We start from the raw sequence: 24,486 nt of genomic DNA on the forward strand, positions 1-24,486 counted from the left end.
TAGGGGTTGTGAGACTTTCGGCTCTTTTTTAGCTGCGCGGGCAAAAATGCTAAACGCTCAGCAAACCAGCCATTTCACGCTGCATTTTCAAGGCTTCCGCCCGTGCTTTTTCGGCAAAATCAGCCCCCGACGAGGCGTAAATAATGCTCCGCGATGCGTTCACCAAAAGGCCGCAGTCGTCGGTCATTCCGTGTTGGCAAATAGCCGCCAAGTCGCCCCCCTGAGCGCCCACCCCCGGCACGAGCAGAAAGCTGCGCGGCGCGAGCTCCCGGACGCGCAGGAACGCGTCGGGATGCGTGGCCCCCAACACAAACATCAGATTGTCGGGAGTGCCCCAGCCCTGCGCGACGCGCATGACCTTTTCCCACATCAGCTCGCGGCTGTCTTCCAGCCAATCGCGCTGAAAATCGCTGCTGCCCTTGTTCGAAGTGAGCGCCAACACAATCGCCCATTTTCCCTCGAAGCTCAAAAAGGGCGTCACGCTGTCCTCGCCCATATATGGAGCGACGGTGACGGCATCAAAATTCATTTTTTGAAAAAACGCTTCCGCGTACATCCGGCTCGTGTTGCCGATATCACCGCGCTTGGCATCAGCAATGACAAAGTGTTCGCGGCCAATGTAGTCCACCGTTCGGGCGAGGGTCTGCCAGCCATTAGGGCCGAGGCTTTCGTAGAAGGCCAGATTGGGTTTGTAGGCCACACAAAGGTCGCGCGTGGCATCAATGATGTGGCGATTGAACTCAAAAACCGGGTCGTCAGAAGCGCGGAGATGCGGTGGGATTTTTCCCAGTTCGGTATCCAGACCGACGCAGAGAAATGATTTTTTTTGAAAAATGGAAGCAACAAGGGTGGCGCGATTCATGGCGCGAAGGTAAGGCGGGGAGGGCAAAAATTGCATCACGGAGCATCAGTACCCCCTCATTGCCCACATTAAACATCCCCCGATTTTTCTGGTCTCACACGATTCGACTAATCGGAGAAAACCTACCTTCGCTTTCCAGCGTATTGTCTGGCTCCCGTCGGGAACACAAAACAATTACACATGACTACTACCCTCGTTCGTTCTTTTGCCCTGCTCGGCTGCCTCTTCGTTTCGTTCACCCTTGCGGCCCAAGATGGGGCCACTTTGTCGGGAAAAGTGATTGATGCCAAAGACGGTGCGGCTCAATTGGGCGTAAGCATCTTTCTGCTCAACCAAGCAGATTCGTCGCGGCGCGGCGCCATCACGGATTTGGACGGCATCTTCTTGATTCGCAATGTGCCGCCCGGCGACTACCTGTTGAGCACTTCCTTCATCAGCTACCTGCCCACCGAGATGCAAGTGACGGTGGATTCCTCCGACATTGACTTGGGCAGGGTCTATGTCGCGCAGGATGCCAACTTGCTGAAAGAAGTGCTCGTGCAGGATAAGCAAATTCGGGTGCAACAACTGGGCGACACCACCCAGTACAACGCCGATGCCTACAAGACCACCCCCAACGCCACGGTGGAAGATTTGATACAAAAAATGCCCGGCATCACCGTGGAAGGCGGCGTGGTGAAGGTGCAAGGTGAGGAATTGCGCAAGATAACGATTGATGGCGAGGACTTTTTCGGCGACGATGCCACGCTCGCCCTGCGCAATCTGCCCGCCGAAATCGTGGACAAAATTCAGGTGTTCGACCGTTTGAGCGAGCAAGCGCAATTCACGGGATTCGACGATGGAAACACACAAAAAACGCTCAATATCGTCACAAAAAGTGGCAAGGCCGATGGGCGTTTCGGCAAAATCTACTCGGGCTATGGCACCGACAACCGCTACATCGGCGGTGCCAGCCTCAACTATTTCAAGGGCAAGCAGCGCATTTCGCTGGTGGGGCTTACCAACAACATCAACCAGCAAAACTTTACTTCGCAGGATTTGCTCGGCATCACGAGCGGCGGCGGCAGCACTGGTGGCCGAGGCGGTGGCGGCGGTGGTCGCGGCGGCGGCGGAAGGAGTGGTGGGCCTTCTGGCGGAGGCGGCGCTTCTGCCAACAATTTTTTGACTGGCCAACAGCCCGGCATCAGCTCGGTGAACTCGTTGGGCTTGAACTACACCGACCGATGGGGAGAAAAATTCAGGGTGAACAGTTCTTATTTTTTCAACAACAACTCGAACGACAACACGAGCCGACTCTCCCGCGCGTTTTTCCTGAGCGAAGGCCTCAACCAACGCTACGACGAAGAAAACACCACGGAAAGCGACAACTTCAACCACCGCTTCAACGCCCGATTGGAATACAACATTGATTCGTCCAATTCGCTGCTCATGCAGCCCCAATTCAGTTTTCAGGACAACTCCCGCACGACCAACTTTTTCGGGCAAAACTATTTTTCCATTGACAACCCACTCAATATCACCGAAAACAACACCCGCTCCGACAACGCGGGCTACTCTTTTTCGAACAACTTGCTCTACCGCCACCGCTTTGAAAAAAGAGGGCGCACCTTGTCGCTCAACCTCGGCACCAGCCTCAACGACCGCACAGGAGAGCGCCGCCTTTTTTCTCAAAACCAGTTTTTCAACGGCATTGACACCACCCAAACCCTCGACCAACTGACTGAATCGGAAAACAACGGCCTCACACTCTCGTCGAACTTGGTTTACACGGAACCTGTCGGCGAGTTTGGCCAACTGCAACTCAACTACACGCCCTCCTTCAACCAAAACCAATCAGACCAGCAAACCAACAACCTCGACACCCTCACAGGCGAATACAGCCGCCCCGACTTGCTCCTGTCCAACCGTTTTGAAAACAAAGTGACCACCCAAAGGGCAGGTACGAGCTATCGCCTGCGCAAGGAAAAAATGTTTTTCACCGTCGGGCTGAATTACCAAAACGTCCGCCTCAACAGTGAGCAGGTGTTCCCGTTCGCCCTCACGGTCAGCAAAACCTTCCAGAACCTGATGCCCGACGCCATGTTCAACTACCGCCCCTCAAAGACCGAAAACCTGCGCCTCATGTACCGCACCTCCACCAACGTGCCAAGCGTGAGCCAGCTCCAAAACGTGCTCGACAACTCCAACCCACTGCTGCTCTCCATCGGCAACCCTGAATTGAGACAACCTTTCACGCATTCGTTCACAGCCCGTTACAACAAGACCAACCCGGAAAAAGCCACCAGCTTCATGGCAAACGGCTTCATCGGTTTCACCGACAATTTCATTGGCAATTCAACGCTGATTGCCGCAAGAGACACTACCGTGCTCGACGACATCACGCTGCTCACTGGCACACAACTCAATCGCCCCATCAACCTCGAAGGATACTGGAACGCCCGCAGTTTTTTCACTTACGGCCTCCCCGTCACAGCCATAAAAAGCAACCTGAACCTGAATATCGGGTTCACCTACCAACGCTCGCCCAGCCTCATCAACAGCGTGCAAAACTTCGTGAAATCATACACCACTAGCACAGGGCTAGTGCTAAGTAGCAACATCAGCGAAAAAGTGGACTTCACGCTTTCCTACAATGCCAACTTCAACGTGGTGCGCAACACCTTGCAGCCACAATTGGACAACAACTTCTTCTTCCACAATGCCAACGCGAGAGCCAATTGGGAAATAGTGAAAAAACTCACGCTCAGCAGCGATGTCTCCCAAACGCTCTACACTGGCTTAGGCGATGATTTCAACCAACAATTCTGGCTCTGGAATGCCGCCATCGGCTACCGTATGCTCCACAACGAATCGTTGGAGATACGACTCGGCGTATTCGACTTGCTCAACCAAAACAACAGCATTGGCCGCAACGTGACCGAAACCTTCGTGGAAGACTCCGTGACCCAAGTGCTGCGCCGATTCTTCATGCTGACAGCGACATACACCCTCCGCAATTTTGGGGGGAGATGAGATGTCGCACGAGGAAAATCCCCAGCAGCATGCACAAAATCCCCCCTTTCCCGTTTATTTGTCAACATGAAAAAATTGCTTTTCACACTGTGGATGGTCGGTAGCGCCGCCGCGCTTCCCGCTCAAGAACTCAACAAATACTGGGTAGAGTTTACTGACAAAGACAACTCGCCTTATTGCACCTGCCGCCCAGCAGAATTCCTCTCCGCTCGCGCCATAGAGCGCCGCGCACGGGCGGGTATCGCCGTAGTAGCAGAAGATTTGCCCGTCAACCCGCACTACGTCAAGGCTCTGAAAACAAAGAGCGTAAAAATCCACAACACATCGCGTTGGCTGAACGCCGCCACCGTCACCGCCGATTCCGCCGGGGCAGCGCGACTGCTCGACTTGCCTTTTGTCAAAAACGTGACATACATCGGGCGGCACATCCCACCCAAAAACCCGCCCAACCACCCGCCCAAAAAACGAGAGACCTTGCTGGACTACCCAAAGCCCGGTGGCGACGACAACCCGCTCGGCTACGCCAGCATGCAACTCGATATGCTGGGACTGCCTCCTTTGTATGCCGCCGGGCACCGCGGCGACGGGATATGGGTGGCTGTGATGGATGGCGGATTCACCAACACCGACACCTTGCCTTTTTTCGACAGCGTGTCCACACAAGGCCGCTTGTTCCCCGGTTGGGATTTCGTGGAGGGCGACGGAGCAGTGTATGAAGGCGCACACCACGGCACCGCCGTCCTATCCGTGATGGCTGCCAACCTGCCGAGCTACTTTGTGGGGGGCGCGCCCGAAGCCACCTATTTCCTGCTCAAAACCGAAGACACCGGCGGCGAATACCCAGTAGAAGAAGCCAATTGGGTGGCTGGGGCTGAATGGGCCGACAGCATCGGCGCCAATATCATCAACGCCTCGCTCGGCTACACGCATTTCAACGATACCACGCTCAATCACAACTACTCCAAGCTTGATGGACGCACAGCCATCGGCTCGCGGGGCGCGGCCATCGCCGCTCGCAAGGGCATGGTCGTCTGCAACAGTGCAGGCAACGAAGGCGATGACTGGTGGAAATACATCGGCGTGCCAGCCGATGCACCGGGCCTGATAGCGGTGGGCGCCGTGAACGCCAAGGGCCGACGGGCGGCCTTCAGCTCCGTCGGCCCCACACCCGACGGTCGCATCAAACCTGACCTCGTCGCCCCCGGCGACCAAGTGGTAGCAGCGGGCAATTTCGGCACCCAACTTGGTCTCTCCAGCGGCACCTCCATGGCCTCGCCCATGCTGGCAGGCGGCTTGGCCGCACTCTGGGGCGCCTTCCCCGAAAAAACAGGCTCCGAAATCCTCAATGCCGTGTTTGCCACCACCGACCAAGCCCTCCCCAACAACGAACGCGGCTATGGACTGCCCAACCTCACCGCCGCTTGGCTGCGCTTGGGCAACTTTCATACTGGAAGCCGCTCGTTGTTTGCTTTCGACCGCGACAAAGGCGAGATGCAATTTCTGCTGACCCACGACTATTTCCGCCCCGGCGATGTGTTTGAACTGCGCGATATTTTCGGAAAAAAAATAGACGACATCGCGGTTAGCATTTCTGGCCACCTCATCACCACGCTGTGCATCAGCGGGTTGGATGATTTGCCTGCGGGCATATATCAGGTGGTGCTGCGCAATGGGACGCACTCGGAACGGTTGATGGGCGTGGCATGGCGGTGAGCGCAAGCGGTGGATATATTCATCAGGCAAAAGGTTTTTTTGCCGTTGTTGGCGTCCCCGCCAACAACAAGCGGCGGAGCTCGATGCCAACAAATTGAAGAAGGTACTTGCCCAGCGTCCTGCGAGGTGTTTTGCCGTTGTTGGCGTCCCCGCCAACAACAAGCGGCGGAGCTCGATGCCAACAAATTGAAGAAGGTACTTGCCCAGCGTCCTGCGAGGTGTTGCTGCCGAGGATGCCAGCAACGGCGCAAATGGCCATGTCACTACCCCTACCCTCGCCAGCCAAATTGGACGAACCGTCCACTCAAAAACAAAAAAGTGGACGGTTCGTCCAAAAACAGTTTGCAAGAGTGTTGTTAGTGGACGAACCGTTCAAAAATAGTTTTCAGAGTGGACGAGATATCCAATGAAATACTTGGAGGCAGGTTTGGCAGTGCCGATTTTTGTATCCGAAGATACGCCTCATATTCCTCATCTTTTCTTTCACGCTTAAACATGTTTCCACCATGAAAAAAATGCTCTCTCCGCCTGCAAAGGCAAATACGTTGTTGCTAATGCTTGTGGCCTTGTGGCTGCTCGCCTGCTACAAAGACGCCCCCCCGCCGTATGTGAAACCCGACCCCTGCCCTTGGCCTGAAATCACGACTCAAGGCTTGAACACCTTCGGCTGCAAAATCAATGGCAAGGAGTGGGTGCCTTGTGTGGATATTTATGGGGCGGTGGTCGGTCTTCGACCTATTGATTGCACTCTACGGGAATCGGATAGAAGCAATTTTCTGGGCGTTGATGCCAGTTACTCTATGTCTTCAATTTCCGATACAAGCAATCTTTTTTTCTTAGGGTTGAAACCCTTGAAAGAGGGAGTCATAAATCCGCAAGATTTGGCACATCTTCGAATAAAGTTTAGCCTTTCATACAACGGTGGGCTAAGCTCTACATCTTGGTCTGCCGACAGTTCTGGGATTGGTACGACTATAGAAATCTTACGACTTGACACTTCCCAAAATATCATAGCAGGAAAGTTCTCCAGTTTGCTATTCGCTAACGCTGGTGGCGACACTCTTGTATTAACCGATGGCCGCTTTGACCTCAAATACTATCCACAATAACTTTAAAACTTCTCAGCCATGAAAAAAATCCTCTTCTTTCTCTTTTGCGCATTTGCTGCGTTTTCCCTCAGTGCCCAATCAGGCAACAGACTCCCTGAGGTGCTTAACCACTTGACCGCTCCTCTCAACAAAACTGAAATTGTCTCCAATTTTCTCTGGGACAAAGGCCTCAACGGCCTTGCTGAACCAGCCATATTCGACGGCATCATGCGTGATTCAGTTTATCTACAGCCTGCCACCTTCGGTTTCCTGTATGCTCAGGCGCGAAACGCTTATGCAGGCATGGGAGCAAATCCTTTGCCCCACCCGGACGTGTACATGAACTATGTGAACCGCTACACCAGCACCGACACCGTCCCGCTTGCCGCGCTTGCCCTGCGCTACCACCGCATCCACAAAGACGCGCTGCCCAACCACCTGCTTACCCTGCAAAACGAGCAACTGTCCGACGTGCCGGGGCGCACTCAAAGCCCTTATCGGCAGGATACGCTGCTTGCCTTCGCGCCTTTAAAATCAGATGCTTGGCATACTACGGTGCATTTTACGCTACCGACCGACCTCTTCTGGCAAAATTTGGGCTAGACTAATCCTTTGTTGCAAGCCGACTTCGGCGACGGCCAAGGCTGGCGAACGCTCACAGCAGGTCAGACCTACACTGTCGAGTACGATTCCGGTGGAGTGAAGACCATCTCGACCCGCATCCAACAAGGCAGTACAACACTCGAAGGGCAGTCCATTTTTTTCGTGGCAGAGCAAGCCGTTCAAGAGCGTGGCGAAGGCCTAAATTATCCAATAGACCCAGAGGATATTATCCCGGTAAATGCCGGTGCTGACCTCCGCATTTTTTATGGTTCTCCTTGCAACAAATTACTCAAACCGTTTGTCATCGTGGAAGGGTTTGAGTTGGTGAATGACCCATCAGTTTTTCAAGACCGTTTAAAGCGATTGCTACAAAAAGGAGATGCTATTACTGGCACTTCTCAACCCCTCGGCGAGTGGCTCTACGCCCAAGGCTACGACATCGTGTGGGTCAACCTGACATACATCCAAGACTACATCCAGAACAGCGCCGAAATGGTGAAAGCCTGCGTGCAAGCGGTGAACAACATCAAAGCCGCCAACGGCAGCAGTGAGCCGAACATGATAATGGGCGTGAGTGCCGGAGGCATCATCACCAAGTACATGCTGCTCAAGGCGCAGCAGACGGGCTTCGACCACCAGTGCGAGAAATTTTTCTCCTACGACGCGCCGCTGTGTTTTGGGCATGGCCAAAAGCGCAATCTGTTCAAAATCAGGGAGAGCGAGCATGAGCATCTGACAAATCTTGGAGAATCAAGGTATAAAAGCTAAATTTTTCCAAAAACGCAACCCCGACGGGAGAACATGCTGTCTATGTCAGCATTCGTTTACTCACTAAATTCTCCCAAGCTATGCACAACAAACACCTGGGCAAACTCGCCCTATTGCTCCTCCCTGCCCTCCTATCCATCGTCGCTTGCGACCCCACTGCCATCAGAGGCAACGGCGACCTCGTGACCGAAAAACGCGATGTCGCGGATTTTGCCGGCGTACACGCTTCCGTCCCCGGAAAAGTCAACGTGCTCTCAGGCATGAAGCACAATGTGGAAGTAAAGGTCGAGGAAAACCTCCTGCCTTATCTCAAGACAGAAGTCGAATCCGATGGGAACCTGCACGTCTATTTTTCTCGCAACGTGCGCGATGTGGACGGCCTCGTGGTGACCGTGACCATGCCAAACCTGAACGCGCTCTACCTCGCTGGCAGCGGCGAGATAACGACCCAAGGTGCCTTCAAAGGGCAATCGCTCCAACTGGATGTGTCTGGCTCCGGCCACATCAAAGCAAACGACCTCGACTACCATTCCGTCAAGCCCCGCTTGAGCGGCAGCGGTCACATTGACTTGCAAGGCGAGGGCGGCATCATGCAGGCCAACCTATCCGGCAGCGGCTTCATCAACACCCTTGATTTCCCCGTGAAAGATGCGGAAGTGAAAATAAGCGGCTCCGGAGTGGTCAAAGTCAACGCCTCGGCAACGCTCAACGTGTCCATTTCGGGCAGCGGAGAAGTACGGTACCAAGGCAGCCCTTCGATAGAAACCAATATCTCGGGTTCGGGAAAAGTGGTGAAAATTTGAGGCCACACCCCTTGCCGTTGCTCAGCGCGTTCTCAGCCAGCGCAACAAACCGTAGAGCGCGACGAGCAGCGGCAAGGCTGCCAGAATGGTCGCCAGAATCGTCAGCCATTTCACTTTCAAAAGCAGCATCAGCGCACACAGCGCGACGTAGATGCCCAGCGTCAATACATAGGCTTGCCCCAATCCCCTACCCGCCGCGTCGGCGCCGTTCCTCGGAAATATTAGGCTCCACAACCAGAGCAGCACAAGCAAAACATCCAGCGCGATGAGGGTCCAAGCGAATTCGTACATACCGAGATAGTGATGAATGGTAAACGATGATGCGTGATTCTACCCTTGTTGGCAAAGGTACCGACTATGTGTCCGATTGGGAAGCAAGATACGCGAATGTATGTTTCCGACGATAGCGCCAGCTTTATTTCAAAACATTTCTTTTCATTTTATTTCGGGAACAAACAAAAAGTGAAATTCGGCCTACATTTGTCAGCAAAACGCTCGACATCATGGACAGCACGTTCTACTTGTTGCTCGGCGGCATCCTGCTCGTATTGCTCGTGGTGCTATTCCAACGCCGCCCCTCTTTCACCCCTCAGGCCGCTGGCGAATTCGTACCGAAAGCACTTCACGACACCATTGCCGCACAGGCAGAGCAGTTGCGCGGCGAAATCGCTGCCCGCGAACAGGAACTCCGCGACGCACTCGCCCAACTCGCCGCCCGCGAGCAGCAGATTTTTCACCTCGAAAACAACCTGCAAAACCAAAAAGCCGAGGTGGAACAGCTGCAAGCACGATTCAAAACCGAATTTGAAAACATCGCCAACCGACTGTTGGAAGAAAAATCGCAGCGGTTCACCGCCCAAAACGCACAGCAATTGCAGTCGGTGCTCAGCCCGTTGAAAGAAAAAATCAAGGAATTTGAGGAAAACGTGGAGCGCAAGTTTTTGGAGGAAACGCGCGAAAAAACCAGCCTGAAAAAAGAAATCGAGCAGCTCCACCAACTCAACCAACAACTCAGCCACGATGCCCACAACCTTGCCGCCGCGCTCAAAGGCCAAAGCAAAGTGCAGGGCGACTGGGGCGAGCTCCAACTCGAAACCCTACTAGAAAAATCAGGCCTGCAAAAAGGCGTGCACTTCCTCACGCAAGTCACCTACCGCGACGACGACGGTCACGCCAAACGCCCCGACTTCATCATCCATCTGCCCGAAAACAAGCACCTCGTCGTGGATGCCAAAGTGTCGCTCACCGCATTCGAGCGGTATTTCAACACAGACGACCCCAACGAACGCGACCAACACCTCAAAGCGCACGTCACCAGCCTTCGCAACCACGTCGAAAACCTAAGCCGCACCAACTACCAGATGCTTTACCAAATCAACACACCCGATTACATGCTCCTCTTCGTGCCTTTGGAGGGCGCCCTCACCATAGCCGCGCAAGCCGACCCCAAACTCTTCACCGACGCGCTAGAACGCAACATCGTGCTCGTCACCACCAGCAGCCTGCTCGCCACCATGCGCACCGTCGCCCATCTTTGGAAACAAGAAAAGCAAACCCGCTCGGTGCTCGAAATAGCGCGGCAAAGCGGCCTGCTCTACGACAAGTTCGTGGCTTTCGTGGAAGACCTGCGCACCATCGGCAACCGACTCGACAACGCCCGCACGGCCTACGACGATGCCATGAACAAACTCACCAGCGCCGCCCGCCCCGGCGACACCCTCATCGGCAAGGCCGAAAAAATCAGAGAACTTGGCGCAAGAGCCTCCAAATCACTGCCCCATGAACTACTGCTCGACGAGGAATCAACAAACCACCAATAACCCCCCCCCCCGCCAGGACAAACGCACCAGAATGGCACAAACCTCGGAGAGGTCAAATGTCGGTAGAAACGCCCCATTTTCGCGGTGTTTACGACCCCGGCGGGGTCGAATGTTGGTGACCTTTGCTGCGATAGACATTTGACCTCTCCGAGGTCGTGATAATTATCACAAAAACACACCATTTCTACCAACATTTGACCTCTCCGAGGTCGGTTGTATTTTGATGCGTTTGCCCTGCCACCCCCCGCCCGAACAGATGTTCGTCCCGGCGAACATAGGCCAACATCCAAAAAACACTAACTTTGTCGCAAAATATCAGCCATGCACGGCTCCGAAACAGCAGTAATGTCAGGCAAAATCAGCGAAGCACCTCCCTTACTCCGTTTTCAATGCGAGCAACTTTCGCGGTTGTCATTCACCGATTTTGAGCAGGCGTGGGAAATGCTCAACGAAATCAGCACCCACGTCACGCCACAATCGCCCTTTGAAATTCGGCTGGCCTATCACCAAAACGCCTCGTTCCTCAACAACCAACGCCATCGGTACGAACCAGCGCTCGAACACGCCAAGCAAGCCATCGCCATCCTCGAGAGCCTCGCCAAAGCCGACTCGCTCGCCGAAGCTTGGGCCGACCTCGCAGCCATTCACCTCAATCGCCGCGATTGGCGAGCCGCCGAAAAAGCCCTCGACCGCGCCCGAAAATATCTCAACAAAAACGCGCCACCACACCTTCGCGCCCACATAGCCTGCCGCGAAGGCTTCCTACACCTCCATCTGGGCAATCAGCGCCAAGCACTCGACGCGCTCATGGAAGCCCAAAGAGGAATGCTTCGGCTCGACGAGGACAAGGGCACCCTCAAAGACTTTTACATTCAAACACTCATTTTCAGTGGATTGGGCGACCTCCACGAACACCTTGACGAGAAGGCCAAAAGCCTCGAAGCATACCGTCGGGTGCTGCCCATCGTGGAGCGCCACGGGCTGCAACCCCGTCTGGCCTGGCACTACCTCAACGCCGGGCGTGCGGCCATGGCCCAACAAGACGTGGGCCAAGCAAAAGCCTGTTTTGAAAAAGTGCTGGAAGTGGCAAGCGAGGGCGAGAAAGAGGTACGCACCCATGCGCTGGGCAATCTCGGCATTCTGGCTTTGCTCAACGATGACGTCAAGCAAGCCGAGGCGCTGTTCGATTTGGCCGCAGAGCAATACGAAAAACCACTCAAACCCACCGATTTCACCAACATTTCCAAAATAGAAAGCTGGCGCGCGGGCTTGTTTTCTCAAATCAACGACCTCGAAAAAGCCGAAGAATCGTTGAAAAATTCTTGGGAAATGGGGCAAAAAGGGCAAGACCTGTATCATTTGAGCCAAATAGCCCAAAATCTCGCCGCGCTAAGGAGCCAAAAAGAGGACTACGAGGAAGCGTACGAATGGCAACGCAAGGCCACCGACTTGGCAGCGCGACATTTTCATCAACTACGCGACCGCGAACGCGAGGAAATAGAAGCTCGGCACCAGCTCGAACGCAACCGCCAAGAAGCACAAATGGCCAAGCTGCGCGTCGCCAGCCTCCAACTTCGCGCCCTTCGCGCCCAGATGAACCCCCATTTCATGTTCAACGCGCTCAACGCCATCCAAGGGTTGATTACCTCCGGACGCAACAACGAGGCCGAATCCTACCTCGCCAAGTTTGCCAAAATGATGCGGCACACCCTCGAATACTCCGACCTCGAAGTGGTGGCCTTGGAGCAGGAAATCGAATTTCTCGACCGATACTTGGACATCAACCGAAAGCTGAGATTCCGCGACAGGCTTTTTTACCAAATCATCCCGCCAGCAGGAGCCGACATGACCGACCTCCAAGTGCCGACCATGATTTTGCAGCCCTTCGTGGAAAATGCCATCGAGCACGGCTTGCGCCCTCGACAGGAAGGCAACCTGCGCATCGAATTCCAACTCGCGGAAAACGGCAATATGCTGCGCTGCCTCATCGAGGACGATGGCGTGGGATACAACAAAGGCAAGGAAAAACAAAAAGAAGGAGCCGCCTTTCAGTCGCACCGCTCGCGTGGCATGGACATCACCCGCGAACGCCTCAGCCTGCTTCATCAGCTCCAAAAACACGAATCGGGCGATTTTATCCGCATCAACGATCTAGGCGACCTCACGTCAGGCGAACGCACGGGCACCCGCGTCGAGGTGCTGCTGCCCCTGCTGGAAGGCGACTAAGCATGAGCCAACAAACTTTACGATAACTTAAAACGAGAAGCACAGCACCTACACACGAGCCACTACCTTTGCCGTCAAATTCACGACCACACCCTATTTTTTCTCGAAGCATGGCGAAAAAAGACATCCCTCAAAGCCCCACCAGATACGGGCGCATTTACCTGAACGTGTTGGACTTTTTCGTCCAAGACAGGTTGTTTCTCATCATAGCGGGTTGCGCCTTCATCGTGGCTGGTTTTGCCGTGCTCGACCCCAACACCGCCATGTGGTTCGGTTTTCTCTTTGCGGCTTACGCGGCAGTGGCCAACGACAGTATCCAATCGCTCGGCACCTTCATCGAAAGTAACCGAAAGCGCAAATGGTATATCCTCTGGATGTTCACGGGCCTCATTTTTATCGTGGTCATCGCGTTCAGTTGGTTTTATTTCAATGGCGATGTCACTTATCAGCGCCTACTGGATGACAAAGGCAACACCAAATACCCGCATCCGCAGCAGTTTTCCTACTTTCAGGTGATAGCCCCGGTCGTGTTGCTCATCCTCACCCGACTGCGGATGCCGGTTTCCACCACCTTTTTGCTGCTCAGCGTGTTTAGTGCCGATGCCTCTGGGGTCACATCCATCGTTTACAAAAGCGTGACAGGCTATGTGCTGGCGTTTGTGCTTTCATTCCTTGTGTGGCTCGCCAGCTACCAAACCATCAAGAAGTATTTCAAAAAAAGAAAAGCGCACTATCTCTGGACGGTGGTACAGTGGACGGTGAGCGGCTCCCTATGGGCCGTTTGGCTCATGCAGGATGGCGCCAACATCGCCGTGTTCTTGCCGCGCACGCTGAATTTCACGCAATTCCTCATCTTCACCGTCGTCATCTTCTTGGGGCTTGGGCTGCTGTTCTATTTGCGCGGCGACAAGATTCAGAAAATCGTCAGCGAAAAGACCCGAATATCCGACGTGCGCGCTGCCACGCTGGTGGATTTTACTTATGTCATCCTCCTCATTTACAAGCTGCTCATCAGCAACATCCCGCTGAGTACCACATGGGTGTTCCTCGGTGTGATTGGCGGTCGAGAAATCGCAGTCAACTATATGCGGAAAAAGAAAGGGAAAAAGCACATCAAAATGGCGGTTTACTCGATTTCAAGAGACTTGCTATACGCGCTCATCGGGCTTGCGGTCTCCGTTATTTTGGCCATGGGAGCCAATCCGCTTATCCGCCAGTCGGTAATCGGAGCAATTTCATTGGAATAGGAGAATAAGTTTTTTTCACGTTCAGCATGGCGCTATGTTTCCAGATGGGCATGCCACAAGGCCGCCCCCTGCGCTGTTTTCAACCAACAGCAAATCAAATCCCCATCTCCACCTGAAACCGCCATTGAAAACCCGAGCCAGCGCCAGTAGTGGTGGCTGGGTTTTTCAAATGCTCGTAAGTAAGGTCAGTCTGAACCTTCACCCTGTGTTTGTTAAGGTATTTTCCCAAGCAAATCCCGTATTGCATTTTTTTGAGCTCCACATCATACAAGTCACGTTGAGGCTCCAGATACGAGTGACGCAGGGCGAGCTCCCACATTTGTCGGGTGCAATAACTAAATTGGGTATTGATTCCCTGACCAGCATACACATAGCGAAAATTCAAGTCATTGTCGAACGTCTTAGGCTTGTCGCTACTTCGCTTCAAGTATTCGCTCGAAAGCGCCCAGCCATTGTATTTGAAAAGCAAGTCCAAGTGTATGCTGAACAAGTCGCGAGGCTCGTAAAGAAAAGGCCCCAACTCCCCCCCGGTGCGTTTGGCACTTTCGTTAAAATGCAGCGTACCTGCTGCTGATAGTTTAGGGCGAGGCTCATGCAGCAAATCACCCTCGAAGTAGTCACTCCTTTCGGAAAAAGGCCCCAAGGGCAACAATTCCAGCCGAGCGGTGTAGGCCAATCCTTTGTCGGATGGCAGCGCGTTCCGCCCCTCCCCCGCGGTGACGGCTGTTTTCACCCTGTATGCAAGGTACCCCTTGTCGGAGGCATAATTGACAAAAATGCCCACGTCGCGGTCGAGCGTAAGCATATTGTTCACGATAGAACGGTCAGCAAATTGTTGTTCGCCGGAAGAAATGACACGCTGCCGATTGCCGGGCAATTTTCCCTGGCCAATGCCGATAGTGAAACCCTGATTGATTCCATACCATATCATGGCATCGCGCAGCACATTCGGCACGTTGCTCACATCCCAATCTTGGTCGGCGCGAGAAAACGATAATTGCACATGGTAAGAAAATTTCGGATTTAGCAAAAAACCCTCAAACCGCAGACGCATCCGGCGCACCCGAAGGTCAAACTCCTGCACATCTGAATCCGGGCCTGAAAAATGATAAAATCCAACGCGGCTCTGTACGCGAAAACGCAAAGCGAGCGAAAAAGAAGAGTCAACCGCCGCAAACCGAACACCATTGTCAAGAGTCGTTCTTACTCCTTGGGCATTAGGTTGAAATGGCAAAAAGGACAACAAGGCCCCGCAAAAAGCGATAGCCTTTGCATTAAAAATCATAGATCAGGAATTTTCGATACAGCGCCGCAAGATAGGTGAACAAGTTTTTTCTGCCGATAAAAACCTTTTCTCAACAAACAATGCCCCGGCCTTTTGGCAGAAAAAAACACACAGAGGCGTGTAGTAGATAAAGACTTGTCGCCCAATCACCTGTAATACGCAAAACACGCACGATAAATCCCCCTACCGCTTTCAACCTCATTCAACCCCTCCCCTGCTCTCGCATGATTTCCAGCAGCCTGACCATCAGGTAAGACAAAATCAGGCTGGCCGCGATGCCCTCCACAAGAATAAAAAGACTGGCCGTGACAGGTGTGAAGTATTGGCCAATTGGCGACTCGTTCTGGATGTTAGCCAAAAACGCGGGGCTGTAAGCCAAGAACAACACCATGAATATCGTGAACGGAAGCACCCCCACGAAGGAAGTAAACATACCCATGATGACACCGGACGTGTAGTCGTCGGAAGGCTCGTGGTGGTCGCGGTACCATACACGCAAAGCCATCCAAAGACAGCCAACGTGGATTACGGCGTTGAAGATGCGCAGATAATAGTTTTGGCTTAAATCAAGGAGGTGCATGAGGAGGAAGAACACTGTGAAGCCCAGAAACATCCAAAGGCCATAGCGAAGAGCGATGTTTGTCATAACCCGAACTGTTTTGGTGAAAAAAAGTGGCCGCTTGAAATTCGGGCTAAATTTACGATTTGTTTTTATTTTTTGACAAAACAACTATTCAAGTAATCATTGTGCAAAAACATCTTTTTAAAAGCATAAAAAATAAAGGAAGCGTTTTTTTCAAACAATAATTCCAATTAACACAAGCCGTTGCCATTGTTGATATCCTTGCTAATGTCGGCAGGGATAGCACTGTTACCACATTCTTGAACTCGTCCCGAACTTCGTACATTGCGCTTGTCACTCCCCAACGAACCTTTTCAAATCGCTCCGGCGAAATTTCCACTCTGGTGTTTCCAACACCTCGCCAAAATCAGCCGAATACCACGGGCTTAATCGCCCGTCTGACGAGTTTTTTAGCACCTGAATTTCCTGTGCAGGCATATAACTCTGCGCCAATAAGAACACTTTTTGACCTGCCTCATTGGTGGCCATGTCCACCACGATGACTGCATGGCCGGGCGAGCCGCCTTGTATGAACACATCTCCGATTTGCATGGTTGCCACATCCACCGCTTGCATTTCCTTCGACAGCGACAGGGTGCCGGCATAAGTGAACACCAGCTCGAGGTATTGCCAGAAGGTCTCGTAGGAGTCGGATGGAGCCGACTTTTGCTCCCAGCTCGTCCGGTTGCCCGTCACTTTCACGCGCTCGCCTTTGCGCCAGCGCTCGTAGTCCACGCGGAAGCCGTTGGTCAGGTTGAAATGGATGTCGCGGTATCGCCCCTTTCGCCACAGATACTCCGCCCGCAGCCGGATGATGGCATCGGCGCATTGGTGCAAGTCTTTTTTGCCAATAGGCATATCCACCACCGCGTCGTACACGCCGGAGTTGCTTTTCTCCCTTCCATCATGCAAGAGGACTTTGCTGCCGACTGGCTTGAGTGGCAGGTAGCGCAAATAGTGCGCGAAAGCGCTGGAATCAGCGGTGACACGCTCATAGCCTTGTGGCGGGGAAAATCGCTGGCAGAGCAATGAATCGGGGGCAGGCTGGGGGGCTTCGGTTGTTGTTTTCGTGTCGGATGGGATTGTTTGAAAGCAAGTCCCGATGAAAAACAGGAGCGGCAAGCAGGATATTTTCATAGATAGTTAACGCAAGGCATCACCCCTCATTTTGAGCGAGTTCAAATAATGGACTTGTTGCGGTGGAGGGCTTCCCTTCGCCAAAGGCCTCCACCGCCATAAGTCCATTCAATAGAGCAACGAACTTACTGCCTAAATAACCGTTTCTTTTGAAAAACACCCAATATGCTCCTCTTTTCCCGACCCAATGACCCCCTCATTCGCGCTTTCCTTGATGCTGAAAAACAACTCCCGTAAGTTACCCGGAAATAGGACGTAGCCAACACGAAGACCCTGTGGCAGGTTATGATAATGATTTGAACACCATCGAACTGGGGCGGGGCGAAGGCGTTTGGCTCGCTGCAAAGGAGGCCGTCAGGCAATGGAAGATGTTTCCCGGCGGCTGGTCCTACATCACCAACATGAAAGTCTGGCATGGCACCTTGAATGCCGCAGGCTTTGGCTGGCTGGTGCTGCATGGCTGGGTGCAGGCATCGAAAGCACAAGAGAATGCCTAAACCGCTACTTTTGCCCGCTCCCTGAACAACTCGCCCGCCGCCCTGTTTCAGCGGCAGTTTCTCAACAGTGTTCAATATGCACAAATATTTGGCTTTCAGTATGCTCATGGTGCTTGCCGCGGGCTGCGTCACCACTGACACGAGTTTCACCCGCGTAGCGCCCGGAATGTGGCGCGGTGTGTTGGAGTTGGAAAAATACAAGGTGCCCGTGCACGACAAGGATACCATTTTCGTGCTGCACGACCTGTTCAAGGAAGGCGAGTTGCCATTTAATTTTGAGGTGACCTATCTCGACGAAGAACAGTTTTATGTGGAAATCATCAACGGCAGCGAACGCATCCGACTCGACAGTATCCAATATGGACGCGACCGCACCCGTGCCCGCGACACGCTGAACATCCATTTCCCCGAATATCAAACCTACCTGCACGCCGAGGTGCGCGGCGGCACCATGCAAGGCGAATGGGTGGTGACTACCCGCGAAAATTACCGCATCCCGTTCTACGCCCATGCCGGACGCGACTATCGGTTCACCAACCTGACCCAAAAACCCGACAAAGACCTCAGTGGCGAATGGGCCACGCTCATCGGCACGGACACGGACAAGCCGACCAAAGCCATTGGCGAATTCAAGCAAACCGGCAATCGGCTGGAAGGCACATTCCGCACAGAAACAGGCGATTATCGCTATCTCGAAGGCACGGTGCAGGGGCGAAAATTCTGGATGTCCAACTTCGATGGTTGGCACGCTTATCTGTTTAGTGGAAGCATTCGGGGCGACTCGCTGAACGGCGAATATCGCTCCGGCAAACATTATCGCACGCTATGGTCGGCTTGGCGCGACCCGAATTTCAAGTTGGGAAAAGCCGATTCGCTGACAACTTTGAAGACGGGGACGAATTTTTCTTTCCAACTTCAAACACCGGATGGCCGCGATTTGGCGTTTCCCTCGCAAGTATTTGATGGAAAAATCAAAATTTTCACCATCATGGGCACTTGGTGTCCCAATTGCCGCGACGAGCAAATGTTTCTCAAGGAATACTTGGCCCAGCACCCCGCAGCCGCACAAGACATCGCGGTGGTGAGCATTGCCTTCGAGCGCCACAAGGATACCGCACAAGCCAACGCCCATTTGTTGGAATACAAGCGGAAAATGGGCATACCGTTTGAAATAGTATATGGTGGAAAAGCCGACAAAACCGAAGCTGGGAAGGTGTTTCCAGCGTTGAGCGAAGTGCTGGCTTTCCCCACGATGATTGTGGTGGACAAACAAAATAAGGTGCGCCACATCCATACCGGATTCGACGGGCCCGCCACATCGAAATACGAGACGTTCAAAAAAGACTTTGCCTCATTGATGGAAAGTCTGCGTTAAATACGAAAACATGAACCGAATTATCCTCGCCTACTGCCATGACAATGCCGAACTGGCCGAACAAGTCGAACACGACCTTAGCCGTATCGGTATCCCTTTTGACCACCTCACCAACCAAACTGGCGAAAAGCCGGGGCATCTAAGCATCCGCCTGCACAGCGCGGAAGACCCCGTCGTGCTGTTCGTCACTGATAATTTTTTCAAGAGCCGCGACTGCATGGATGGAGCCTTGGCCGCCGTGCAAGCCCTCCAACGCAGTCAGCGCCTGCTCGTGGTGGTGGCCGACGGCAAAATAAGCCGCGACGGAGGCACCACCTTCGAGCGCGTGGAGACGCACTTCGACCGCATGGTGTACGCCTTGCAATACATGAACTTCTGGCAATCCGAATGGCTCGCGCTGAGCGACCGCTACCAGCAAAGCGAGGGCAGCGCGAAAGCAACGCTGGAACTCGAAATGAACGCCTCTCGCAACATCGCCAACGAAATCGGCGAGCTCATCGGCGTACTGCGCGAAGGCGGCTATGTGAGTTGGGAGCAATTTTTGGCTGACGACTATATGCTGTTTTTCAAACAATTCGGCCTTCAAGAATGGCACGCGCAGTATCGCTTGATTGCCAAGGATTCATACATCCCACAAGACAGCACTCCGCCCATACCTCCCACTGCGCCGATGCGCCCCTTGTCCGAAACGCCCATCGTGGCGGGCGGATTGGTGCCAGCACCCACGCAGACCGACACGCTTGCCACTGGCAGCGACTTTGCAGCGTTGAATTTTGCGCTTGAAACTGAAAAAAGCGACACCAACGGACATTTCAACAACAGTGAAATCACTACTCCCACGCCCGCCGACGACTTGCCGCCGCAAACCGATTGGGATTTTGCCAACATGGATGCCCTCCATTTTGACGAGGAAACCGAAAGCCCCATCCATGATGCCGAAGACCAAATCGAACACGCCATCCGCGATGCGTGGGTTTGGATAGAGCAGGGCTACACTGACCGGGGCATCGAGCTGCTTCAGTTCACGCTGGAGCAACACCCCGACAATCTGCGGATTCAACAGGAATACCAACTCGCTTTGGCAAAGACAAAACCTCAGCCACCCGCAACCGAGTCTTGGGCCGCTCCAGAACCCCCACCAGCACCCATTGAGGTCGCTTCCGCAGAGCCGAGCCTCGCGGAAAACGAGTGCCGCTCCTACAATCTCATGGGCGACATGGCCGCCGAGAAAGGCGACTATCTTTTTGCCAAATACTGCTGGGACCGCGTGGCAGACCTCAACCCCGATTTCCCCGGCATTTTCCGAAAACTCGGCCTAATGACGAGCGAGCACCTGCGCGACTACCGCGAGACCGCTTTGCATTATCTTAAAAAATCCCTCGAACACCAACCCGACGACGCGGAAGTGCTGCTCGCCGTAGCGCGCGCCTATCAAGAAAATGACAATGCTGCCGAGGCCAACACGCACTATGCCCAAGCTGTCATGCTCGCCCCAAGCCTCCGCTCTGCCGAACTCGACCAGACATTTGGCTACGGTATCGCCACCACTGCTTCGCCAGAGGTGGCACCAGAAACCCCCAGCGCGTTGGCGCCCTCGTCCGGCGAAATGGAGCCTGCGCCCCAGCCAGTAGTCGAGCCGCGCGAGGTGCTGACCGTGCTTGTCACAGGAGCCACATCAGGCATCGGTCGCGCAACGGCTGAAGTGTTTGCTCGACACGGCCACCGCGTCATCCTGACGGGCCGTCGGGTAGAGCGTCTGGTGCTGCTGAAAACACAATTTGAGGAAGAACTCCGCGCCGACGTACTCATGCTGCCTTTCGATGTGAGAGAGCCGGGCACCGTGCAAGCCGCGCTTGACAACCTGCCGGAGTCATGGCAAAACATTGACATTCTGGTCAATAACGCCGGCCTCGCCAAAGGTCTCGCGCCTATCCACGAGGGCGACATCGCTCATTGGGAGCAGATGATTGACACCAACATAAAGGGATTGCTTTACGTCACCCGCGCCGTCGCGCCCGGCATGGTGGCCCGCCGCCGGGGTCACATCATCAACATTGGCAGTAGCGCAGGGAAGGAGGTGTATGCGAACGGCAACGTCTATTGCGCCACCAAATTCGCCGTAGAAGCCCTCACGCGCGGCATTCGCCTCGATTTGCACAAGCACAACATCCGCGTCAGTCAGGTCAGTCCGGGCCATGTGGAGGAGACGGAATTTGCTATCACCCGCTTCGACGGCGACGCTGAACGCGCCCGTATCTACGACGATTTCCAGCCACTCAAATCGAGCGACGTGGCCGAAGCGATTTATTGGCTCGCCACCCGTCCGCCGCACGTCAACGTGCAGGATATTCAACTTTACGCAACACAACAGGCGAGCGCGACGGTGGTGAATAGGAGTGGGAGGTGAGGCATTATTTGAGCAACTCGAAAATTAGCGGTGCATTCCTCCCTACCGCCAACTTCGACACATCACCAACTTCCTCTCTCGTCGCCACGTTTTTTGCTTTTGAAATATACCTTGATTCGCTGGGATTTGTTAGATGAACATGATTGATGTTCTTGATTTTTGGCAGATTGCGATTGCAGCCATGCCCAAAACCTAACGGCGCGAAGTATGGAAGGCGTAATGACTGACCCCTCAGCGCGAAGGTTCGTTTTTCAAAATTTTCATTTTTTCCCGGAAGCCTCTGACGACGGGAGTGTCATGCTGTTTGGCTGGGACAACGAACGATTCATCATGCCCCGACACCAAAACATAATTATTCAGGTGGGTAGAAACGACCAAGCATCTTCACGCGAACTGACGTTTCAAATACCAAATGAGATGATGCAAAGACCCTTCTTTCAAATGCGTTATCGAACGCAGTTCGTAGAAAGCGAATCGGAGGCTGCCATCGAAATAAACGGCTACCGGTTTCCATTGACCGTTTCAAATCAAAACAGTGAACCTCAATTGCTCGAGATACCTATAAAAGCGCTTCGACGCGGGCAAAATGTTTTTAAATTTCTCTACAATGAGAATTCCCGGGCGGAAAAGTTTAAAGGGTACATCATTTACTATCTTGAGTTTGTTCCATAGGAAAAAGTGTTATTTCAGCAACTCCAGCACCACCGATCCACCTTTGCCCAAAGTTATTTTTGAAATATCACTCAGCACCTCGCCCGTCGCCACATTTTTCGCTTTTGAAAAACTGCTCATCCGCTCGGCGAAACGTTTGGTTTCCAACGAAATATCTTTATCGGAGAAGTTGAGCGCCATCATCACTGTCTTTTCGGCGTCGTAGCGGAAATAAACGTAAGCGCCATTTTCCGGCACGAATTGCATGAGTTTTCCCGTCTGTAAAGCGGGCGTCGCGTTGCGGTAGCGAATGAGCGTACGGGTGAAATTGAAGGCGTCATTTTCGGCGGAGGTACGGCCTTCGGCGGTGAATTTGTTGCTCGCATCGCCGGGCCAGCCGCCGGGAAAATCCTTGCGGATATTGCCGTGTGATGGCGCCTCAAAACCTGTGTCAAGGATTTCCGTCGCGTAGTAAATCTGCGGGATGCCGCGCATGGTGAGCAGGAAAGCCATGCCGATTTTGAACTTGTCGAGGTTTTCGCCGACATGAGAGAAAATCCGCGTCATGTCGTGGTTGTCGAGCATGATTTGGTTCTTGTAAGGGTCTTTGTAAAAATAATCTTGCGCGAGGGTGTAGTAGATTTTGGCCACGCCGTCAGACCAGCCTTCGCTCTTCACAAGGGCTTCCCGAACAGCGAAACAGAGTTGAAAATCAATAATTCCCGGCAAATTGGAGTCGAAATTCGCCCGGCGCATCGGTTGGTCGTCGGCAAAAAAACCTTGAAGTGGCACCGCGTATTCCCACGCTTCGCCAAACATTCCGAGGTTCGGATATTCTGCCAAAAGCGTCGTGACCCAGCGCGTGCAAAAATCCTGGTCGGAGTAGGTGTAAGTATCTATGCGCAAATCGTCCAGCCCCGCCCACTCAATCCACCAAATCGCTTGTTGAATCAAATAATTGGCCACGTGCGGGTTGCGCTGGTTGAGGTCGGGCATTCTTTTGTCGAACCAGCCGTCGCTGAACAGTTTTTTGTCGTATTCCGAGGCGTAAGGGTCCACGAGCGTTGGGGCGCGGTAGGAAGTGCGCGTGAACTCCGGCCACTGGTTCACCCAGTCCTTCGTAGGCAAATCCTTCATCCAGTAGTGGTTGTCGCCGATGTGGTTGAGCACCACGTCGCGGATGACTTTGATGTTTCGTTTGTGGCACTCGTTCACGAGGTCGCGGAGTTGCTCATTGGTGCCGAAACGCCTGTCCACGCGGTAATGGTCGGTCACTGCATAGCCGTGATAAGAGGCTTCCAACTGGTCGTTTTCGAGTTCAGGATTGAGCCAAATCGCCGTGATGCCCAAGTCTTGTATGTAGTCCAAATGGTCTTTGATTCCCTTCAAATCTCCCCCGTGTCGCCCGGTGAGTGCGTCGCGTTGGAGGCCTTCGAGCATACCCGGCACGTTGTCGTTCGAAGGGTCGCCGTTGGCGAAGCGGTCGGGAAAAATCAGGTAAATCACGTCGCGGCTGGTCACGCCCTGTGCTTTCACCGAGCGATTGCGGGCAAGAATCGGGTACTCGTGCGTGAAAGTGTTTTCTCCTTTTCCAAAAACAATCGGCACCTTCTGCGCGGGCGCTTTGGGGCTGATTTCCAGCGTAACGAAAAGGTAGTTGGGGCTGTCGCCTTTTTCGACTTTGAGCAATTTCACGCCGTCGGTTTTGCCCAATTTCACCTGATACGAAGCCAAATCGGCACGTTGAAAGAGAATTTCCACCTGATTGTGCTTCATGCCGGCCCACCAGTTGGCGGGTTCCACGCGCAAGTCGCTGCTTGTGGTCGGCACCACGCGCGGCGGCAGCGGCGCAGGGTGCGGGTTGCCGATGAAGTTTTTGCAAGAAGATTCAGAAAAGGAAAAAAGGAGGAGAGCGGAAAGGAGTAGGGAGCGGGACATGGTAGTTTTTTCGTCTTTTTTTGGGCACATGATGAAGTTTGTTTTTTGACAGGATTTACAGGATTTGGAGGGGATTCCGCTCAAAACGTGCAAAAAGCCTGAAAATCTTGTCAATCCTGTCAAAAAAACAAATCAAGTCAGTCAGTCACAAGTGCGTTTGGGTTCATCGGCGGCGGCCACCTTTTTGCACCAAACCAATCAAGAAAAGCAAGACCAACGCACCCACGACCGCCGTCACGATATGGCTGACAATGCCGCTGCCGACTCTGATGTTCAATTGCTCAAACAACCAGTTGCCAATGAAGCCGCCGAGTATCCCGATGACGATGTTGCCTAACAGGCCGAAGCCATAACCTTGACGGATGAAACCAGCCAACCAGCCGGATGCCGCACCAACGGCGAGAATGACGAGAATTGTTGATAATTCCATTT

General features: G+C 53.5%; 20 protein-coding genes. 13 read left to right on the top strand and 7 right to left on the bottom strand.

What is annotated here, in order from left to right; translation table 11 throughout:
- Positions 1-49: 49 nt before the first annotated feature.
- Positions 50-862 (bottom strand): orotidine-5'-phosphate decarboxylase, encoded by an 813-nt coding sequence (gene pyrF / locus KIS77_14350; GenBank protein ID MCW5923521.1) that lies wholly within the window; start codon positions 860-862, stop codon positions 50-52.
- A 180-nt stretch (positions 863-1,042) separates the two neighbouring features.
- On the opposite strand from pyrF, the gene KIS77_14355 reads away from it, so the two are divergent.
- The 6 genes from KIS77_14355 to KIS77_14380 all read left to right on the top strand — a co-directional run bounded on the left by KIS77_14355 (position 1,043) and on the right by KIS77_14380 (position 8,849).
- Positions 1,043-3,874, top strand: a complete 2,832-nt coding sequence (locus KIS77_14355; protein MCW5923522.1) for a TonB-dependent receptor — start codon at positions 1,043-1,045, stop codon at positions 3,872-3,874.
- A 66-nt stretch (positions 3,875-3,940) separates the two neighbouring features.
- Complete coding sequence (locus KIS77_14360; protein MCW5923523.1) at positions 3,941-5,587, top strand: S8 family serine peptidase; 1,647 nt, start codon at positions 3,941-3,943, stop codon at positions 5,585-5,587.
- 506 nt (positions 5,588-6,093) lie between these two features.
- Complete coding sequence (locus KIS77_14365; GenBank protein ID MCW5923524.1) at positions 6,094-6,696, top strand: hypothetical protein; 603 nt, start codon at positions 6,094-6,096, stop codon at positions 6,694-6,696.
- 18 nt (positions 6,697-6,714) lie between these two features.
- Entirely contained in the window at positions 6,715-7,278 is a 564-nt protein-coding gene (locus KIS77_14370; GenBank protein ID MCW5923525.1) for a hypothetical protein, read from the top strand.
- Between the two features lie 12 nt (positions 7,279-7,290).
- Complete coding sequence (locus tag KIS77_14375; protein MCW5923526.1) at positions 7,291-8,046, top strand: hypothetical protein; 756 nt, start codon at positions 7,291-7,293, stop codon at positions 8,044-8,046.
- 80 nt (positions 8,047-8,126) lie between these two features.
- The gene (locus KIS77_14380; GenBank protein ID MCW5923527.1) at positions 8,127-8,849 is read left to right on the top strand and encodes a DUF2807 domain-containing protein; all 723 of its coding nucleotides are present in this window, start codon (positions 8,127-8,129) and stop codon (positions 8,847-8,849) included.
- Between the two features lie 21 nt (positions 8,850-8,870).
- Here the strand turns inward: KIS77_14380 and KIS77_14385 are convergent, their stop codons facing one another.
- Complete coding sequence (locus KIS77_14385) at positions 8,871-9,140, bottom strand: hypothetical protein (protein ID MCW5923528.1); 270 nt, start codon at positions 9,138-9,140, stop codon at positions 8,871-8,873.
- 212 nt (positions 9,141-9,352) lie between these two features.
- Here KIS77_14385 and rmuC point away from each other — a divergent pair, with 212 nt between their 5' ends.
- The 3 genes from rmuC (at position 9,353) to KIS77_14400 (ending at position 14,142) form a co-directional block, all read left to right on the top strand.
- Entirely contained in the window at positions 9,353-10,669 is a 1,317-nt protein-coding gene (gene rmuC / locus KIS77_14390; protein ID MCW5923529.1) for a DNA recombination protein RmuC, read from the top strand.
- 321 nt (positions 10,670-10,990) lie between these two features.
- Positions 10,991-12,895 carry a histidine kinase gene (locus KIS77_14395; protein ID MCW5923530.1) on the top strand — a complete coding sequence of 635 codons (1,905 nt, stop codon included), beginning with the start codon at positions 10,991-10,993 and terminating at the stop codon, positions 12,893-12,895.
- 110 nt (positions 12,896-13,005) lie between these two features.
- Entirely contained in the window at positions 13,006-14,142 is a 1,137-nt protein-coding gene (locus KIS77_14400; protein ID MCW5923531.1) for a hypothetical protein, read from the top strand.
- Positions 14,143-14,236: 94 nt separating this feature from the next.
- On the opposite strand, the gene KIS77_14405 is transcribed toward KIS77_14400, so the two are convergent.
- The 3 genes from KIS77_14405 to KIS77_14415 form a co-directional block, all read right to left on the bottom strand.
- On the bottom strand, positions 14,237-15,427 hold the full coding sequence (locus tag KIS77_14405; protein MCW5923532.1) for a hypothetical protein: 1,191 nt from the start codon (positions 15,425-15,427) through the stop codon (positions 14,237-14,239).
- Between the two features lie 202 nt (positions 15,428-15,629).
- Entirely contained in the window at positions 15,630-16,073 is a 444-nt protein-coding gene (locus KIS77_14410) for a hypothetical protein (protein MCW5923533.1), read from the bottom strand.
- A 270-nt stretch (positions 16,074-16,343) separates the two neighbouring features.
- Positions 16,344-17,186 carry a DUF4846 domain-containing protein gene (locus KIS77_14415; protein MCW5923534.1) on the bottom strand — a complete coding sequence of 281 codons (843 nt, stop codon included), beginning with the start codon at positions 17,184-17,186 and terminating at the stop codon, positions 16,344-16,346.
- A 275-nt stretch (positions 17,187-17,461) separates the two neighbouring features.
- Here KIS77_14415 and KIS77_14420 point away from each other — a divergent pair, with 275 nt between their 5' ends.
- From KIS77_14420 to KIS77_14435, 4 genes are all read left to right on the top strand, one after another.
- Positions 17,462-17,683: a DUF1990 family protein gene (locus KIS77_14420; protein MCW5923535.1), complete on the top strand. Its 222-nt coding sequence runs from the start codon at positions 17,462-17,464 to the stop codon at positions 17,681-17,683.
- A gap of 76 nt (positions 17,684-17,759) precedes the next feature.
- The gene (locus tag KIS77_14425) at positions 17,760-19,058 is read left to right on the top strand and encodes a TlpA family protein disulfide reductase (protein ID MCW5923536.1); all 1,299 of its coding nucleotides are present in this window, start codon (positions 17,760-17,762) and stop codon (positions 19,056-19,058) included.
- Between the two features lie 10 nt (positions 19,059-19,068).
- Positions 19,069-21,465: an SDR family NAD(P)-dependent oxidoreductase gene (locus KIS77_14430; protein ID MCW5923537.1), complete on the top strand. Its 2,397-nt coding sequence runs from the start codon at positions 19,069-19,071 to the stop codon at positions 21,463-21,465.
- Positions 21,466-21,672: 207 nt separating this feature from the next.
- The gene (locus KIS77_14435) at positions 21,673-22,137 is read left to right on the top strand and encodes a hypothetical protein (GenBank protein ID MCW5923538.1); all 465 of its coding nucleotides are present in this window, start codon (positions 21,673-21,675) and stop codon (positions 22,135-22,137) included.
- A gap of 9 nt (positions 22,138-22,146) precedes the next feature.
- On the opposite strand, the gene KIS77_14440 is transcribed toward KIS77_14435, so the two are convergent.
- Together KIS77_14440 and KIS77_14445 are read right to left on the bottom strand one after the other, a co-directional pair.
- On the bottom strand, positions 22,147-24,054 hold the full coding sequence (locus KIS77_14440) for a glycoside hydrolase family 13 protein (GenBank protein MCW5923539.1): 1,908 nt from the start codon (positions 24,052-24,054) through the stop codon (positions 22,147-22,149).
- A gap of 163 nt (positions 24,055-24,217) precedes the next feature.
- A complete protein-coding gene (locus KIS77_14445; protein ID MCW5923540.1) occupies positions 24,218-24,484 on the bottom strand; it encodes a GlsB/YeaQ/YmgE family stress response membrane protein in 267 nt (88 codons plus the stop codon).
- Between the last annotated feature and the right edge of the window lie 2 nt (positions 24,485-24,486).

The sequence above is a fragment of the Saprospiraceae bacterium genome (genome assembly GCA_026129545.1).
In the GTDB taxonomy this organism is placed as follows: Bacteria; Bacteroidota; Bacteroidia; order Chitinophagales; family Saprospiraceae; genus M3007.

What these genes read in the sequence shown, in the direction of transcription:
- KIS77_14435 (MCW5923538.1), top strand. Translation starts at nt 21,673, where the DNA reads ATGGAAGGCGTAATGACTGACCCCTCAGCGCGAAGGTTCGTTTTTCAA.
- KIS77_14425 (MCW5923536.1), top strand. Translation starts at nt 17,760, where the DNA reads ATGCACAAATATTTGGCTTTCAGTATGCTCATGGTGCTTGCCGCGGGC.
- KIS77_14415 (MCW5923534.1), bottom strand. Translation starts at nt 17,186, where the DNA reads ATGAAAATATCCTGCTTGCCGCTCCTGTTTTTCATCGGGACTTGCTTT.
- KIS77_14395 (MCW5923530.1), top strand. Translation starts at nt 10,991, where the DNA reads ATGCACGGCTCCGAAACAGCAGTAATGTCAGGCAAAATCAGCGAAGCA.
- KIS77_14400 (MCW5923531.1), top strand. Translation starts at nt 13,006, where the DNA reads ATGGCGAAAAAAGACATCCCTCAAAGCCCCACCAGATACGGGCGCATT.
- rmuC (MCW5923529.1), top strand. Translation starts at nt 9,353, where the DNA reads ATGGACAGCACGTTCTACTTGTTGCTCGGCGGCATCCTGCTCGTATTG.
- KIS77_14405 (MCW5923532.1), bottom strand. Translation starts at nt 15,427, where the DNA reads ATGATTTTTAATGCAAAGGCTATCGCTTTTTGCGGGGCCTTGTTGTCC.
- KIS77_14385 (MCW5923528.1), bottom strand. Translation starts at nt 9,140, where the DNA reads ATGTACGAATTCGCTTGGACCCTCATCGCGCTGGATGTTTTGCTTGTG.
- KIS77_14370 (MCW5923525.1), top strand. Translation starts at nt 6,715, where the DNA reads ATGAAAAAAATCCTCTTCTTTCTCTTTTGCGCATTTGCTGCGTTTTCC.
- KIS77_14360 (MCW5923523.1), top strand. Translation starts at nt 3,941, where the DNA reads ATGAAAAAATTGCTTTTCACACTGTGGATGGTCGGTAGCGCCGCCGCG.
- KIS77_14440 (MCW5923539.1), bottom strand. Translation starts at nt 24,054, where the DNA reads ATGTCCCGCTCCCTACTCCTTTCCGCTCTCCTCCTTTTTTCCTTTTCT.
- KIS77_14410 (MCW5923533.1), bottom strand. Translation starts at nt 16,073, where the DNA reads ATGACAAACATCGCTCTTCGCTATGGCCTTTGGATGTTTCTGGGCTTC.
- KIS77_14380 (MCW5923527.1), top strand. Translation starts at nt 8,127, where the DNA reads ATGCACAACAAACACCTGGGCAAACTCGCCCTATTGCTCCTCCCTGCC.
- KIS77_14365 (MCW5923524.1), top strand. Translation starts at nt 6,094, where the DNA reads ATGAAAAAAATGCTCTCTCCGCCTGCAAAGGCAAATACGTTGTTGCTA.
- KIS77_14355 (MCW5923522.1), top strand. Translation starts at nt 1,043, where the DNA reads ATGACTACTACCCTCGTTCGTTCTTTTGCCCTGCTCGGCTGCCTCTTC.
- KIS77_14445 (MCW5923540.1), bottom strand. Translation starts at nt 24,484, where the DNA reads ATGGAATTATCAACAATTCTCGTCATTCTCGCCGTTGGTGCGGCATCC.
- KIS77_14430 (MCW5923537.1), top strand. Translation starts at nt 19,069, where the DNA reads ATGAACCGAATTATCCTCGCCTACTGCCATGACAATGCCGAACTGGCC.
- pyrF (MCW5923521.1), bottom strand. Translation starts at nt 862, where the DNA reads ATGAATCGCGCCACCCTTGTTGCTTCCATTTTTCAAAAAAAATCATTT.